Source organism: Pseudoalteromonas sp. NCCP-2140, assembly GCF_023708065.1.
Taxonomy (GTDB): Bacteria; Pseudomonadota; Gammaproteobacteria; order Enterobacterales; family Alteromonadaceae; genus Pseudoalteromonas.
Genome location: NZ_BRCZ01000011.1, coordinates 55,106 through 70,787 on the forward strand (window position 1 = coordinate 55,106; position 15,682 = coordinate 70,787).

The 15,682-nt window shown below is 41.1% G+C and carries 12 protein-coding genes; 7 read left to right on the forward strand and 5 right to left on the reverse strand.

Annotated elements, in window-relative coordinates; genetic code table 11:
• The first annotated feature begins 5 nt into the window (after positions 1-5).
• The 3 genes from NFU46_RS17320 (at position 6) to NFU46_RS17330 (ending at position 7,135) form a co-directional block, all read left to right on the forward strand.
• Complete coding sequence (locus tag NFU46_RS17320; RefSeq protein WP_175083000.1) at positions 6-872, forward strand: putative metalloprotease CJM1_0395 family protein; 867 nt, start codon at positions 6-8, stop codon at positions 870-872.
• A gap of 220 nt (positions 873-1,092) precedes the next feature.
• Positions 1,093-1,824, forward strand: coding sequence for an outer membrane beta-barrel protein (locus NFU46_RS17325; RefSeq protein WP_251603609.1), 732 nt, complete (start codon positions 1,093-1,095; stop codon positions 1,822-1,824).
• 280 nt (positions 1,825-2,104) lie between these two features.
• Positions 2,105-7,135 (forward strand): S8 family serine peptidase, encoded by a 5,031-nt coding sequence (locus NFU46_RS17330; RefSeq protein ID WP_251603612.1) that lies wholly within the window; start codon positions 2,105-2,107, stop codon positions 7,133-7,135.
• A gap of 123 nt (positions 7,136-7,258) precedes the next feature.
• Here NFU46_RS17330 and NFU46_RS17335 read toward each other — a convergent pair whose 3' ends face one another.
• From NFU46_RS17335 to greB, 4 genes are all read right to left on the reverse strand, one after another.
• Positions 7,259-9,574, reverse strand: coding sequence for a Tex family protein (locus NFU46_RS17335; RefSeq protein WP_251603615.1), 2,316 nt, complete (start codon positions 9,572-9,574; stop codon positions 7,259-7,261).
• Positions 9,575-9,709: 135 nt separating this feature from the next.
• Positions 9,710-10,291 (reverse strand): CBS domain-containing protein, encoded by a 582-nt coding sequence (locus NFU46_RS17340; RefSeq protein WP_058586152.1) that lies wholly within the window; start codon positions 10,289-10,291, stop codon positions 9,710-9,712.
• A 49-nt stretch (positions 10,292-10,340) separates the two neighbouring features.
• Positions 10,341-10,646 carry a hypothetical protein gene (locus NFU46_RS17345; RefSeq protein WP_251603617.1) on the reverse strand — a complete coding sequence of 102 codons (306 nt, stop codon included), beginning with the start codon at positions 10,644-10,646 and terminating at the stop codon, positions 10,341-10,343.
• Between the two features lie 114 nt (positions 10,647-10,760).
• Complete coding sequence (gene greB / locus NFU46_RS17350) at positions 10,761-11,243, reverse strand: transcription elongation factor GreB (RefSeq protein ID WP_063528319.1); 483 nt, start codon at positions 11,241-11,243, stop codon at positions 10,761-10,763.
• A gap of 156 nt (positions 11,244-11,399) precedes the next feature.
• Between greB and ompR the strand changes: the two genes are divergently transcribed.
• The 4 genes from ompR (at position 11,400) to NFU46_RS17370 (ending at position 14,908) form a co-directional block, all read left to right on the forward strand.
• Entirely contained in the window at positions 11,400-12,119 is a 720-nt protein-coding gene (ompR, locus tag NFU46_RS17355) for a two-component system response regulator OmpR (RefSeq protein WP_054554428.1), read from the forward strand.
• Positions 12,120-12,124: 5 nt separating this feature from the next.
• A complete protein-coding gene (gene envZ, locus NFU46_RS17360) occupies positions 12,125-13,420 on the forward strand; it encodes a two-component system sensor histidine kinase EnvZ (protein WP_054562852.1) in 1,296 nt (431 codons plus the stop codon).
• 198 nt (positions 13,421-13,618) lie between these two features.
• On the forward strand, positions 13,619-14,167 hold the full coding sequence (locus NFU46_RS17365; RefSeq protein ID WP_251603619.1) for a hypothetical protein: 549 nt from the start codon (positions 13,619-13,621) through the stop codon (positions 14,165-14,167).
• Positions 14,168-14,320: 153 nt separating this feature from the next.
• Positions 14,321-14,908, forward strand: coding sequence for a hypothetical protein (locus NFU46_RS17370; RefSeq protein WP_251603620.1), 588 nt, complete (start codon positions 14,321-14,323; stop codon positions 14,906-14,908).
• A gap of 38 nt (positions 14,909-14,946) precedes the next feature.
• Here the strand turns inward: NFU46_RS17370 and NFU46_RS17375 are convergent, their stop codons facing one another.
• A complete protein-coding gene (locus tag NFU46_RS17375) occupies positions 14,947-15,651 on the reverse strand; it encodes a 2OG-Fe(II) oxygenase (RefSeq protein WP_251603622.1) in 705 nt (234 codons plus the stop codon).
• Between the last annotated feature and the right edge of the window lie 31 nt (positions 15,652-15,682).

Sequence of the window (15,682 nt, forward strand, 5' to 3'; positions counted from 1 at the left end):
TACTTATGAATATCGTCACTCCGTTTCCTTCGATTAATATCAACACAGCGAATGTGCACACCGAAAGTGCTCGCCGTGATAATCAGTTACGTGAAGTGATCCCACCTCCTGCTGCTACCAAGCCGAGTAACGCAGAAAATAAAACCTTGAATGATGGCGACAAAACCAAGCAGCCAGGTTCTGAAGCTGGTACGTATGATGCTAAAGGTCGTCTAGCTGAAGACAAAGTGATTGAAGAGCGCCAACAAGGTAGCGAACAAGGCGAGCCTGAACAATCAGAGCAAGAACAGCAAGAAGCTAAACAAGAGCAGCAAAAAGAGCAAAAGGTTGCAGAGCAAGAGCAACAAGACACTGAGCAAATTAAAGAGCTAAAAGCCCGCGATACCGAAGTGCGTATTCATGAACAAGCGCATGCAGCGGTAGGAGGGCAGTATGCTGGCTCACCAAGCTATGAGTATCAACGCGGCCCAGATGGTACAAACTATGCCGTGGGCGGCGAGGTGCAAATTGATGTTGCTGAAATTAAAGGTGACCCAAAAGCTACAATTGAAAAAATGCAGACGGTGCGTGCAGCTGCGCTTGCACCTCAAGAGCCTTCAAGTGCTGATCGCTCAATTGCTGCCGATGCCACACAAAAGCTTATGGCAGCGCAAGCTGAGCTTGCCAGTCAATCAGTTGATGACGATGCTGACTCAGGCAAATCGACCTTCAAAATAAACAGTGAGTATGCCGAAGATAGTGCTACTCAAACCAGCGAAACCAAAACAGCAAAGCGTGATGTTGAAGTAGACGAGCGTGCCGCACGTATTGCTAATTTTTATCAAGCGGCTACCTCGCCCACGAACCAAAACCAGTTCTCTGCTTTTATTTAAGCTTCTATTATTGCACATTACTAATTAATCTTTTTGATGGATTAAACCTGTCGTTAGCGACGGTTTTATTGCCTAAAAATAGCTCAATTAATTAAGTGTTCAATCGAATTTTTATAACAGTTTCTTACATTTAGCCTATTAAAATTAATGTTGTTTCTGTTGCGGGTCCTCTTTCGCTTTGGTAGATTGTGCCCGATTTATAATTAGGATGATTTAACAAATGAAATTCACTCTTCTTGCTTGCACTTTGTCACTTGCTTCTACAGCTGTAATGGCAGAAAACACTTCACCATTAAGCTATGACTATGTTGAAGCTGGATATAAAAAGACAGAAATTGATGAGATCGACGAGTTATCTCTGAAAGGCTTTGGCTTTAATTTCAGTAAGCAGTTTGCTGAGAACTGGTATGTTTCAGGCAACTATTCAATTTTAAATGACGATTTAACATCACGTTCTAATTTCAGTGGTTCGGGTGTTTACGATAGCAATAATAATTATTTAGGTGACACACTCGTATCTTATTCTTACGACTATGATATCGATATGACCCGTTACGAAATTGGTTTAGGCTATATTTATTCGCTATCAGATCGCACTAAAGTTGATTTTTCTGCAAAGATTGGCCAGTTAAAAATAGAATCAGATTTTGACTTTAAAGAAGTCGTATCATACCAAGATCAAGTTTTTAATAGCTTTTCAGAGAACCACTCAAATTCAGAAACCGCAGATATTTTGTCTGCTAACGCGCAAATCAGACATCTATTAACTGATTCATTTGAGATCAACGCTGGCGTTGGCTACGAGCGTTTGCATGACGAAGAGAGCGAAAATAATGCTGTATTTCATGTGGGGGCAAACTATGCCTTTACACCAGCTTGGCTGATAAGCGCAAGCTATCGTGATGCAAATGATTACTCAGATCTTGCACTTTCGGTTCGTTATAACTTCTAACTTTTTAGCAGCTAGGGATACCTTTCCCTAGCTGTTTTCACTCCTCATTTTGTTTCTGTAATCGTATTTTTGTACAAAACGCTACATTTTGTATAAATATCCTGCAATGCGTTTGTTTTTACCGCTCTGGTGTTTATTTAATGTTGATTTTGTGTCTCAAGTGTGTACAGGTCGGTTTGACCATGTAACCCCCCCTCTGTATATGTTTGCCTGCTAAATAATTTAGTGTGTCAGCTCAAGCAATTTATGAGCTGTTTAGAATTAAATCAGTGGGAATCATATGCAACCTCGCAATAAGAAAATCGCACACTTGAAGAAAAGTTCAGTCGCCGTACTTACAGCCTTGTATGTCGGCGCTACAGGCTATGCTGCGGCAGAGCCTGGCTTTAACAAAGTGTCAGATAAAGGCTTTTATCAGCCAACATTTACAGCTGAAGATATCGCGAATTATCAACAAGAAAAACAAATCGAAGATCATCCAAGCTTGCTCAAAGGGAGTGCTCAACGCTTAAACCAGCACTATCAAAGTCAGCAGCCGGAACATGTTTTTCAACCTCAAGATGGGGTGACAGGCATTCAAACTTACATTGTGCAAATGCATGATGAGCCAGTGGCAAGTTATCAAGGTGAAATTCAAGGTTTCAGCGCTACAGCTATTACTGAATCTCGCTCTTTAATGGTTAAAGAGCGTATTGATACAGCGTCGCAAAGTGTGCGCGCGTATCAAGGTTTTTTAAAGCAACGTCAAACAGCAGTATTAAGTAAGGCGCGTGCAATAGGTGCCAATATTGCGATTAAAAAGCAATTTACCCTTGCAAATAACGCGGTAGTGGTCGAAATGACACAAGCTGATGCAGAGCTACTTGCGACACAATCAGGCGTAAAGCGTATTACTCCTAACCGTATTTTTGAATTACGCACAGACCGTGGTCCTGAGTTTATTGGTGCTGATCAATTATGGCAGGGTGCAACACCGGCTTCATCGGTAGGTGTTAAAGGTGAAGGTATGGTTGTAGGTATTATTGATACAGGTATCAATACAGACCATCCAGCATTTGCTAGCGACGAACAATACAGTGAGAAAAATCCACTAGGTGCAGGTAACTTTGTAGGCGACTGTGAGGAAGAACCTGAGCTATGTAATGATAAGCTAATTGGTGTTCGCTCATACCCAGAAATCACTGCAATGAATGCTGATTATCAATTTGCACGTGCTGATCGCCGCCCTGAAAATGGTGAAGACTACAATGGTCACGGTTCTCACACAGCAAGCACTACGGCGGGTAATTACATCGAAAACACACCGCTTCAAGCTGCAACAGGTGAGAAAGTAAGTGATGGTGAAAACTTACCATTTACCTTTGAAAGTACCAGTGGTGTGGCACCTCGTGCACACATTATTTCGTACCAAGTGTGTTATGCAGGAAACTCGGGGGATCTATACTCAGGCTGTCCTGAGTCAGCAATTTTATCTGCATTTGAAGATGCAATTGAAGATGGTGTAGATGCAATCAACTTCTCAATTGGTGGTGGTGAAAGCTTCCCGTGGGAAGACCCAATGGAAATGGCTTTCTTAAGTGCGCGTGAAGCAGGTATTTCAGTAGCAGCAGCTGCGGGTAACTCAGGCCCATATTATATGTCTGCGGATCATACTTCGCCTTGGGTAACCACAGTAGGTGCATCAACCCATGATCGTGTAATGGACCTAGGTGCTAAAACCATCAATAACTTCCAAGGCACGCGCACGCCTTATGCTGGTGAGTATTCAGGTAAGGGTTTCTCTGGCGGTATCACAGGTGAAGTTGTACTTGCCGAAAAGTACGACGACCCGAACGAAAATGATGATTACGATGCTGCAAGTTGTAATGCTCCTTTCCCAGCAGGCACGTTTACATCTGACCAAATTGTAGTGTGTTTACGTGGTGACATCGCGCGTGTAGATAAAGCTAAGAACGTGGCAGCTGGTGGAGCAGGTGGCTTCATTTTGCAAAACATTAGCTCGACAGAAAACATTGTTGCTGATAACTATGTTATCCCAGGTATTCACTTACCAGCAAATGCACGCTATACAATTCGTAATTGGGTTAATGCTAACCCAGATGGCGCTGCTATTGCGACAATTGGCGAGCCAGAAAATAACTATTCATTTGATGAAGAAGCAGGTAATGAACTTGCGATCTTTAGCTCAATGGGGCCAAGTTATTACATCAATAACCTTGTTCCAGATGTGACGGCACCAGGTGTGGATATTTACGCAGCGAATGCTGATGACCAACCATTTACAGCTAACCCTCGTGCATCTGATTGGACTTTCATGAGTGGTACTTCAATGGCTACGCCGCATGTTACTGGTGCAATGACGCTACTTATGCAAATGCACCCAGATTGGACGCCAGCAGAAATTCAATCAGCACTAATGATGACGGCGAACAAAGTGCGCATTTCTAATGGCGTTACTTTAATTGACCCATACTACAACTTCATGGCTGGTGGCGGTGCGATTGACGTAGCACAAGCTGCCAATGCGGGTCTTATCATGGATGAGACTATTGAAAACTATCATGATGCGAACCCGCGCAATGGTGGTTTAGTAGAGTGGCTTAACCTACCTTCGTTAGTTAACCAAGACTGCGAACTTGAATGCACGTGGATGCGTACAGTTAAGGCAACAAAAGATGGTACTTGGGATGCAACAGCTTATGGTTGGGCTGTTGAAGGTGAAGAAGAAAGCTTTGGTGTAGAAGTTAGCGTAACACCAAGTAATTTCACACTTCAAGCAGGTGAAACACAAGATGTGATGGTTACTATGAAGTTGCCGAATATCATCGAGTCTAAGCTTGATCCTGTTGAAGAAGGTGCGCCTTGGGACAATATCTTAAATAAAGATGCTTGGTTCAACGGTAAAGTGTTATTCAAGAACACTGATGGCGACTCGCCTGATGCTCATTTCACATTAGTTGCGAAAAACGTCATTGATGAGCTACCAACCATGGTTGATATCGATATGGCACGTGCAAGTGCATCAGAATCAATCGTTGTTAATACCGATAGCTACAGTGAATTTACGCCGACTTATTATGGTCTAGTAAAACCAACGGAGATTACCGCAAATATCTTAGGTGTTGCACCTTATGTGACAAAAGATCGCGTAGAAAAAGCATGGGATATCCAGGCATTTGAAGTACCAGAAGGTACAAAACGCTTAATGGTTAAAGTTGCATCTACCGAGCAAACTACAGATTTAGAAGATCTTGCTGAGCCTCGCTGGCAAATGAAAAAAGCACACTTAATAGTGGGTTATGATGCTAATGAAAGTGGCTCATTCATGGTGTCTGATGAAGAGATTGCGGAAGATTCTACTGCACTGATCAAAGCGCTTAATGAAGAAATGATTTGTTATTCTTCAAGTAGTGTTGAAGATAACTATTGTAATATTATCGATCCCAAGCCTGGTAAATACTGGTTTGCGACCGCAGCGCTTGCGGGTGCTCGTGATGTTGGTTACCAAACAGTGACGCATTACGCCATTGTTAAAGAGCAAAATACCGGTGAATTCAGTGTATCAGCGCCACAGCAGCACAGCGGCAATGGTAACTATGAAATTGCTGTAAATTGGGATTTACCAGATGCGCAACCGAATGATGTTTATTATGGCGGCTTTGCATTAGGTAATGCTGATGGAGCTGAAGGCACTCTTGGTTTTACATCGGTTAATTTAAAGCGTGATGCAGAAGCACTTACCTTAAATGTTGATCAAGACACTGCTCGTGCTATGGACTTAGTTAACGTTAATGTAAAACTTAAAGCTAACTATGAATCTAAAGCGCGTGACTATTCATTGTCATTGACGATTCCTGATGGCATGCAAGTTTGGCCTGAAACGCTAACTTCAAACAATGAAGAAGTTGAAGCTTCATTAGTTGTAGAAGGCAACACGTTAACTATTCAAGGTACACAAGACGCAACGCGTAACGTACAACGTGATTATGTGGTAACTAACAACATCACTAATGAGATGTGTAAAACGCCAATGATTGATGAATTCTCGACAGGGGGATATATCGATTTATGGGGTGATTTCCGCATTCAACCTGAAGCTGCTTGGTATGAGGGTGGCTCAAATGTGTACTTTGATGTGCCAATTGATTGGTTATTCTATAAAGAAGGTGCGAAGTTTGAAATTTACAACCAAGTAAATAATAACGAAGTACGTTTACACCCAACAGGTGCAATGCAGTTCACACCTATTTGGTGGATGATGAGTGCACACCGCGGTCCTGGTTTCTTAGTTGAAGCGCTTGCACCATTCTGGCGTGGCTCGTTTGAAATTGAAAACCTTCGCCATCCAACGGATCCAACAGGTCTAACGATTGCTTCTCAGTATAAAGAAGAGCGTCCTGACTTAGGTGATCTCGTATTTATGGAATTCGATAATGTGACTGATAAAAATACCGGTGACACGTTCGACTATGAAGTGATTTTACGTAGTGGTATCGATGACCATGAAGGTATGTTCGAAGCTATTTTTGCTTACGATAACCTAGGCGCAGGTGTTGATGAAGGGACTATCTTTATTGAAGGTGGTGATAGTGTTTACTCTACAACTGCCGGCTTTAAAGACGGTGCATTAAGCAATGTGGTTGGTTATGACGACCTTGGCAAAATCTTACAAGATGACTTAGTAATCTGTTTTGATTATGTTGGCCCAGAGCAAAGTGAAGTTGAGTTTAACTTTACTGCTACGGTTATGCCTGATGCGAAAGGTTCAGTGCAAGATATCACCCTTGATTACCAACTAGGTAGCCAAGAAGGTGGTATGTTAATGCACTCAATCGGCGTACAAAGCAACCTGAAAATGAGCGACATCGCTGATATGACGGTAGCAGAAAATGGCCGTATCGATGGTGTTGACGTGATGGTTGTTGATGCAGACCAGTCGCCAAATGAATTAGTGGTAACCGGTGAGAATGTTACGGCTGAAGTTGACGGAATGTCGTTTAACTTAATCCCTGATGCACATTTCCATGGTGAAACAATGGTAACAGTCACAGTGCAAGACAAAGCTAACCCAGCAGACAAAGTAAGCAAAGAATTCTTGCTTATGGTTGAGTCTGATGGTGTAGAGCTTGGTTGTACTGATGCTGCTGCAACTAACTATGATGCGACTGCGAATGAAGATGATGGTAGCTGTGAATTCGCTTCACAAGTAACACCAGAAACTGAAGCGGAAACTAAGAGTTCTTCAAGCGGCTCATTAGGTCACTTCATTGTGTTACTACTGCCATTACTTGCACTTCGTCGTCGTAAGTAATAGCGATAAAGGCTCAGTTTATTGAGCCTTTCATAGCAACGAGACTGATTAAGTTGCTATACAAATAAAAAACCGCGTAAGTTTACACTTACGCGGTTTTTTTCGACTTATGCCAACAGCCTATTATTTTTTCACTTTTGCATTGGCAAATGCATCTGCAAAGGCATTACCCATGGCAACATTGCCAAATTCGCGTTTTTGCTTAGGTGCACTTTTCGCTTTCGCAGCAGGCTTAGGTTTGCTAGCTGGTGCGGCTTTATTGCTGGTATCAACATCATCGTCTAAACGCATGGTAAAGCTAATACGTTTACGAGCAGCATCTACTTCAACTACTTTTACTTTTACAATATCGCCAGCTTTAACCACTTCACGTGGATCAGAGATAAACTTGTTAGTAATCGCAGAAATATGCACTAAACCATCTTGGTGTACGCCCACATCAACGAAGGCACCAAAGTTAGCAACGTTAGACACTACACCTTCTAAAATCATACCTGGTTTTAGGTCGTTAATAGTTTCAACACCGGCTTTAAATTCAGCTGTTTTAAACTCAGGACGCGGGTCACGACCCGGTTTATCAAGTTCTTTGATAATGTCGGTAACCGTTGGTAAGCCAAATTTTTCGTCTATGTAGTCGTTTGCAACGAGCTTATTTAGGATGTCAGAGTTACCAATTAGGCTGTTTACATCTAAGCTGTTCTTCTCGCAAATACGCTTAACAACCGGGTATGCTTCAGGGTGAACTGACGAGTTATCAAGAGGATCTGAGCCTGTGCTGATACGTAAGAAACCGGCAGCTTGTTCAAAGGCTTTAGGCCCTAAACGTTCAACTTTTTTAAGTTCAGAGCGTTTGCTAAATGAGCCATTCGCATCACGGTAGCTAACAATGTTTTGTGCTAACGTTTTGTTTAAGCCAGATACGCGAGTAAGTAGTGGCACCGACGCCATATTTAAGTCTACACCCACTGAGTTTACACAGTCTTCAACCACAGATGTTAGTGTTTGACCTAGTTGGCTTTGCGATACATCGTGCTGATACTGACCTACACCGATTGATTTAGGCTCAATTTTTACCAGCTCAGCAAGTGGATCTTGTAAGCGGCGTGCAATAGACACAGCACCACGTAGTGAAACATCAAGGTTAGGGAATTCATTAGCGGCAAACTCAGATGCCGAATAAACAGAAGCGCCTGCTTCACTAACCATCACTTTATTAAGTTTAAGCTCAGTGTTGGCTTTAATCAGTTCAGCTACTAATTTGTCAGATTCACGTGAAGCTGTGCCATTACCAATAGCGATTAGCTCAACTTTATGTTGGCGGCATAATTGCTCAAGAGTACGAAGCGATTTATCCCAGTGGTTCTGTGGTGCGTGCGGGAAAATCGTTTGTGTTGTTAACAGCTTGCCTGTGCTATCTACAACAGCAATTTTACAACCAGTACGTAAACCAGGATCCAGACCTAACGTGGTGCGTGGACCTGCAGGAGCGGCCATTAATAAATCTTTTAAGTTCTTAGCAAAAACGTCAATTGCGCCGGTTTCTGCTTTTTCGCGCATTGCACCTAAAAATTCATTCTCAAGGTGAAGGCTTAACTTAATTTTCCATGCCCATTGCACTACACCCATTAACCAAGCGCTTGCAGCAGAATTGCTAACATCTAAGCGATAATGATCGGCAATCATTTGTGCACACACTTGCGCCGGGTTTTCTGCGCTTGGCTCAGGGTTGATACTAAGTTGTAATACGCCTTCATTACGAGCACGCAGCATAGCAAGTGCACGGTGTGATGGTACTTTTTTAAGCGGTTCTTGATGCTCAAAGTAGTCGCGGTACTTTACGCCTTCATTTTCTTGACCAGCGATTACAGTACTTTCAATTTGACCATGTTGTGCGATATGGCTACGGAATTTAGCTAGCAGTTTGGCGTCTTCAGCAAAGCGTTCCATTAAGATAAATTTAGCGCCATCTAACACCGCTTTATTATCTGCAAAGCCTGCATCAGCATTAATGTAGTCACTTGCTTGTTGTTCAGGGTCGAGACTTGGGTTGTTAAATAGCGCATCGGCAAGCGGCTCAATACCCGCTTCAATGGCAATTTGCCCTTTTGTACGACGTTTAGGTTTGAAAGGCAGATATAAATCTTCAAGCTCAGTTTTACTGTCAGCGTTATTAATATCAGCACTTAGTTCGGCTGTTAGCTTGCCTTGCTCTTCAATAGTATTAAGGATAAAGCTACGGCGTTCTTCTAATTCACGTAAATACGATAAGCGCTGTTCAAGTAAACGTAGTTGCGTGTCATCTAAGCCACCAGTTACTTCTTTACGATAACGGGCGATAAAAGGAACTGTGGCACCTTCATCAAGTAATTTGATTGCAGCAACAACCTGTGGTTGCTGGGCACTTAGCTCTGTTGCTAAGCGTGCAGAGATATTGCTCATGCATAAACCTTTTTAAAAATAGAAAATCAGTAAAACTGAAGATTAATTGCCTGAATAATATCACAATAAGAAGGCCTTAAAAGCACTGCTTTTAAGGCCTGCAAAAATAGTCTTACACAACGCAGATTTTAACGCTTAGTGCGGGTGATCAACCTGCTGTAATACTTCGCTAAAGCCATTAGCAATTGGGTTGATATTAACAGGGATATGTAATTTTTTAGCGATCTCTCGAGCTGAAATCAAACCACATATTTCTTGTTTAGCACTGGTTACTAATAAGAACATCATACCTTGGTGTTCCATGGTTTGCAGTGCATCGCCAATACTTGCGTAGCTGATGCTTTGCAGGCTCACACCAGCTAAGCTGCTAAGTGGCGTCATTACATCGTGTAAAGTAATTTCGTCACGGTGTAAGTTCAAGCGCTGTGCAAGGATCATAATTTTTGAGCTTTGCAGATCAGCACTAGAAGTGATGCCGAGTAGTTTATCTTCGCTATCAACCACTAAAATAAAATCTGAGCAACAGCTATTTGTTTGCTTTAAAGCATCAACAATAGTGGTGCCGTAATGTGCACGTAAAGGGTCTTTTTTAGTAAAGCTATTAAGTACTTTTAAAGCTGAAGAAGTGAGATCTAGTGTTGGCTCAACTTCATTGACTGCATTAGATAATGCGCCATTAGAGATATCTTGAAGACGTAATTCTTTGAAATTATTCATTTTGGTCACCATACATTTTAATTAAACTGAAATAGAAAATTTGAGTTAATTAAAAAGCTGGTGGCCCTCGCTGGTGCGCGCTATAAATAGACACCTTATTACAAGGGTGAACATACGAAACCACACGTGCATCTGGCAGTGGTTGGGCTACATTAGCAACGAACGCAGGTGTATGTTTATCGAGGTCGGTATCTAAGTTGGCAGGGTCTGCACTATCACACGCAATAAAGTGAGCGGTTGGCGTAACACTGTCTGAATGGCTTTCTATATCACTGGCGTAAGATATCAAACTCACACTAATTAATAGTGCGAATACAATGGCATTACTCATTATGCGTTGTATTGCGTTTGACATACTTACTACCTTCTAAAACTCAAGTAATGATTTATCTTGAGTACCTTTAGTTATAGATCACATTTTTAGACTAAACAATCACTAATTAACGCTTTCTGAATTTTCTGGCAAAAGTTATTTCGCGTCCGGATAAGTTATCTCATTGATATACCATTCTTTTGCGCCTTCAGGCGTGTTCACCGAAAAATCATCATCTACCTGTTTGCCAAGTAGCGCTCTAGCCATAGGTGCATCAATCGAAATGTAATCTTTGCGCTCGTAAATTTCGTCGGGGCCGACAATACGAAAGCGCTTTGTATCGCCTTGTTCATTCTCAATTTCGACCCAAGCACCAAAAAACACTTTACCCGCTTGCTGTGGGTTGTAGTCAACAATTTTAAGATCTGGCATGCGTTTACGAAGATAGCGTACACGGCGATCTATCTGTCGTAAAACACGCTTATTAAATTGATAATCGGCGTTTTCAGAACGGTCGCCTAAGCTTGCTGCCCAAGTAACAATTTTGGTAATTTCAGGGCGCTTTTCATGCCATAAGTAATCATGTTCTTGTTGTAATTGCTGATACCCTTCTCGGGTTATTAAATTTGTCTTTGCCATTTTATTCAGCCTAAAAAGAAAACCAGCCGCAAAGTATACCCTTTGTCGAGTGGGATTTTGAAATGTTCAGTAACAATCTAAGCGCGTAATTCGTTTTTTATTCTTAACTTTTTCATTTATATTAATAAGTAACATATTACAAAAAGAATGAAAGTTATGGGACACGAAACGACAAAAGTATTGGTTGTTGATGACGATATGCGCTTACGTAGCTTGCTAGAGCGTTACCTTGTAGAACAAGGCTTTATTGTTCGCTCAGCAGCAAATTCAGAGCAGATGGATCGCTTATTAGAGCGTGAAAACTTCCATTTGATAGTATTAGATTTAATGTTGCCAGGTGAAGATGGGTTATCAATTTGCCGTCGTTTACGTCAAAAAGAAAATGACATTCCAATTGTAATGCTTACAGCCAAAGGCGATGAAGTTGACCGTATAATCGGTTTAGAGCTTGGTGCTGATGATTATATTCCTAAACCATTCAACCCACGTGAACTGTTAGCGCGTATTAAAGCAATTTTACGTCGTCGTGCTAAAGAAGTGCCAGGTGCGCCTGCTGCCGAAGAAAACGAAATTAGTTTTGGTGACTTCACACTAAACCTTGCGACCCGTGAAATGAGCCATGGTGATAAAACAATGTCGTTAACCAGTGGTGAGTTTGCGGTATTAAAAGCGTTAGTGACTCATCCACGTGAACCGCTTAGTCGCGATAAACTGATGAACTTAGCGCGTGGCCGAGATTACAGTGCGCTTGAGCGCAGTATCGATGTTCAGGTTTCACGCTTACGCCGTATGATTGAAGTGGATGCTGCTAATCCTCGTTATATCCAAACAGTATGGGGCTTAGGCTACGTATTTGTGCCAGACGGTGAAAAATAACAGTAATGGGCATGTTTCCACGTAGTGCGTTTGGACAAACGGTATTTTTGGTTGCAGCCCTGCTGTTAATCAATCAAATTGTCTCTTATATCACGGTTAGTTTTTATGTTGTTAAACCAACTATAGAACAAGTAAACCTGATCCTTTCGAAACAGGTGAAAACCGTGTTTATCGAATGGGAAGAAGGGGTTGAGGTAAGCAAAGAAGCCTCAGATAAGTTTTTTGAGATCACCGGCATCGAAGTGATGACCCAGCGCCAAGCGATGAGTGAAGGGTTGGCTGAAACTCGTGAGTACTCTATGCTTTCGCGCAGTATGTCGAAAGAGCTCAATGGCTCTGCTCGAGTACGTATTAGCCAAACTGATCCACTTGTTTATTGGGTTGAAGCACCGCAAGCACCGGGTTATTGGGTGCGCGTGCCGCTCACCGGCCTGCAAGAAAACAACTTAAAGTTTTTAACTTTTTATTTATCGAGTATTGGCTTTTTAAGCGTACTCGGTGGGTGGTTATTTGCCCGTCATCTAAATAGGCCTTTAAAGGCACTGCAACAAGCCGCTGTGAAAGTAGGGGTGGGTGACTTTTCAACTAAGCTAGAAGAGCAAGGCTCTACTGAAGTTATTGAAGTAACCCGAGCGTTTAACCAAATGTCGCGTGGTATTGCTGCCCTTGAGAATGACCGTCGGTTATTAATGGCTGGTGTTTCTCATGACTTGCGCACGCCGCTTACACGTATTCGCCTTGCTACCGAAATGATGTCGGACGATGAAGATTACCTGCGTGAAGGGATCATTCATGATATTGAAGACATGAATGCCATTATCGACCAATTCATTGAATATTTACGCCACCACAAACGTGAAGAACTTGAGCTAGAAGACTTAAACGCGATTGTTTCTGAAGTTGTCGAAGCTGAACAAAAACATCACCGCACTATTACCTTTAAAGAGAATCCGAGCTTAAGCGAAGTGCCAGTGAGTATGGTAGCAATAAAGCGTGTTGTTACTAATATGATTGAAAACGCAATTCGCTATTCAGATGGTGATATAGAGGTTGAAACCCGCGTGAGCAGTAATAAAAAGTTTGCCATGGTCGTGGTTAACGATCATGGCCCGGGGATCCCTGAAAGCGAACTTGAAACTGTATTTGAACCGTTTAAACAAGGTGATGCTGCTCGCGGTAGCGAAGGCAGTGGCTTAGGGCTTGCGATAATAAAACGTATTGTCGATATGCACGGCGGCCGAGTACAACTACTTAATCGCCCCGAAGGTGGCCTCAGCGCGCAAATCTATTTGCCTTTTTAAAAGTAAGTATAAAGCAAAATACTTATTTTTCATTGCATATTCTGAGTTAATTCTTTTGTTTTACATAATGGTTTAATTCTTATTCGAGTTAGGGTTGTTTGAAAGGGGCAGCAGTATTCGTCTTGATGAAAACAGTATTGACATATATAAATCGTTTAGCTAACGTTCCTATAAAAGGACTTTTCACAAGGAATAGTGATGGCTAATTTAGACTCGGTTAATCAACTTTATAAACTACCTAAAAATGAGAATGAGAAAATTGTAATCCTTTCTCGTATTCTTGATATTCCTCTCCACTTATCTAAAAATTCCCAAAGTCAAGCTGTAGAGGCTATGTGTGCGACCATTTTATATAGACATTTAGACCGACTAGATAGGTTAACTGCAATGAAGATTATTAGATCGACAGGCAATCCTATTTTGTCAGAACGCTTGGCTCAAAAGGCTGTGGATACTCTAATTAATCCTCAATGGCATATTTGGTCTCTCACGAATGACGAACTTAAAAATGATATTGCATTTCATAAAAAATTTGACCAAATAGCTAATATGTTAGGTTACTCAGTATCAGCATTAGGAGCTAAGGATTTAGCTAAATCTGTGCTTAATCAAAAGCGTTTAGGGAAAAAAGGTTGGACTACTTTAGTTATTTGGGCAACTGTACACTTTAATAATAAAGAGTTACAAAAGGGTGAAAATGAAATGGCTAATAGAACATCTATTAACCAAGGCTCTGAGTTTCATTAATGCTCAATCGTATTTTTGCAATTTTAGCAATGTTTTTCGTTGCGTATAGTGCTTATACAAGTTGGGAGCGACTCGATAATTCAACGAAAATGTATGCATTTTTTATTGTATTGAGTATTTATTTTGTCCATTGTTTCTATTTAGATTTGAAAATTGAAAAGCTTAAAAAGTTACTTTGTAAAAAAGCAGAAAAAAATAAGTAATAGTATTGGTCTATTAACTTTATTATTGAGCTTTTCGTTCTCAAACAAATCTTTTGGTGACCAAGGATTATTAATTGAAGTAAATGAGAATTGTTTAGTTAATAAAGGGGTCCAAAAAGCCCCTCCTTCAGCTTGGCTTGGTGGTACAATTCATGAGTTTTCTTCTTCAGACTTCTCAAAGAATTATACGATTACGCTTCTTATTCCTTCAGAAAATGAAATCGCGGCTAATTTACCAAAGGAAAAGCATTCAGCCTTTGCTGAACTGCTTTCTAGGTATGCAAATGCCTTACTTTCTTCTTTTGAAATTGAAAAAGTAAAGTTTCTAAAAAAGCCTTCTCTTTTGCATCACGAAATGATTTTTATGGTAGATTCAAACAATTCAATTATTATTTATGGTTTTTCCGTAGCAGAAATGCATGGAAATTTTGTTTTGTTAAGAGTCAGTGAGGTATATGAAAAGGTTGCAGACGGCTCTTATTTAAAGAATCAAATTAACCAAACCTTAAATTTAATTAAAAAGAGCTGCCTAATTTAATATTTTTCTTATGTTTGAATGTAATGCCCTCAAGCATATTAGGTGCTTGGTTGGCCATAAATTTGTTCCGCACGGTTGAATAAAACCCACGAGGTTAAAATATACTTATCATTTGAAATTGGCTTATTACCACGGTGCGTGTGGGTAAAATAGCCCGGTGCTACGACCATAGAACCCTGTATAGGCGATATTTTTCGTTGTTGATAGTAAAACTCTGTTTCACCACCTTCTTCTACATCATTTAAATAGAACATAAATAACAGCACGCGGTGTAGTGCCTCGTTGTGGCCTGCTTGCGGATATACCTCGCTATGCCAATAAGGGTAACCACCTTTATTGATATCGTATTTCTGTGCTTGAATTGGACCCATGCGGAAAATTTGCTGCACGAGTAATGGCAATTGTGGTTTGCCGACTTCTTCAAAGTTATCCTGTGTTAAGTCAACAGGTTTGCCCGTTTGCGGATGGTAAACCTTTAAACCAAAGGCACCAATCATCATAAAAATATGCTCTTCAAGGTATTTGAATACGTAACCAGCAGTCGTTTGTTGAATATGCTTTAGTTGCTCAGCGTATTCGGGGTGGTTATTAAGGTATAAATCGCGGCTGTCTTTTTTCGCTAAATCTACTCCGCCTGAGGTAATGCCTTGTTTTAAATGCGGGCTTTGTTCAAATACCGTGATAAAGTTGTCGCAAAATTCTTTGCTGAGGGCGTTTTCGTATACGCGAATAAAGTCCGTCATGAGCTACCTTTAGTTTATATTTTTTATAGGG

Coding starts and splice junctions, on each gene's coding strand:
- NFU46_RS17325 (WP_251603609.1), top strand. CDS start 1,093: ATGAAATTCACTCTTCTTGCTTGCACTTTGTCACTTGCTTCTACAGCT.
- ompR (WP_054554428.1), top strand. CDS start 11,400: ATGGGACACGAAACGACAAAAGTATTGGTTGTTGATGACGATATGCGC.
- NFU46_RS17330 (WP_251603612.1), top strand. CDS start 2,105: ATGCAACCTCGCAATAAGAAAATCGCACACTTGAAGAAAAGTTCAGTC.
- NFU46_RS17365 (WP_251603619.1), top strand. CDS start 13,619: ATGGCTAATTTAGACTCGGTTAATCAACTTTATAAACTACCTAAAAAT.
- NFU46_RS17375 (WP_251603622.1), bottom strand. CDS start 15,651: ATGACGGACTTTATTCGCGTATACGAAAACGCCCTCAGCAAAGAATTT.
- greB (WP_063528319.1), bottom strand. CDS start 11,243: ATGGCAAAGACAAATTTAATAACCCGAGAAGGGTATCAGCAATTACAA.
- NFU46_RS17320 (WP_175083000.1), top strand. CDS start 6: ATGAATATCGTCACTCCGTTTCCTTCGATTAATATCAACACAGCGAAT.
- envZ (WP_054562852.1), top strand. CDS start 12,125: ATGGGCATGTTTCCACGTAGTGCGTTTGGACAAACGGTATTTTTGGTT.
- NFU46_RS17340 (WP_058586152.1), bottom strand. CDS start 10,291: ATGAATAATTTCAAAGAATTACGTCTTCAAGATATCTCTAATGGCGCA.
- NFU46_RS17345 (WP_251603617.1), bottom strand. CDS start 10,646: ATGTCAAACGCAATACAACGCATAATGAGTAATGCCATTGTATTCGCA.
- NFU46_RS17335 (WP_251603615.1), bottom strand. CDS start 9,574: ATGAGCAATATCTCTGCACGCTTAGCAACAGAGCTAAGTGCCCAGCAA.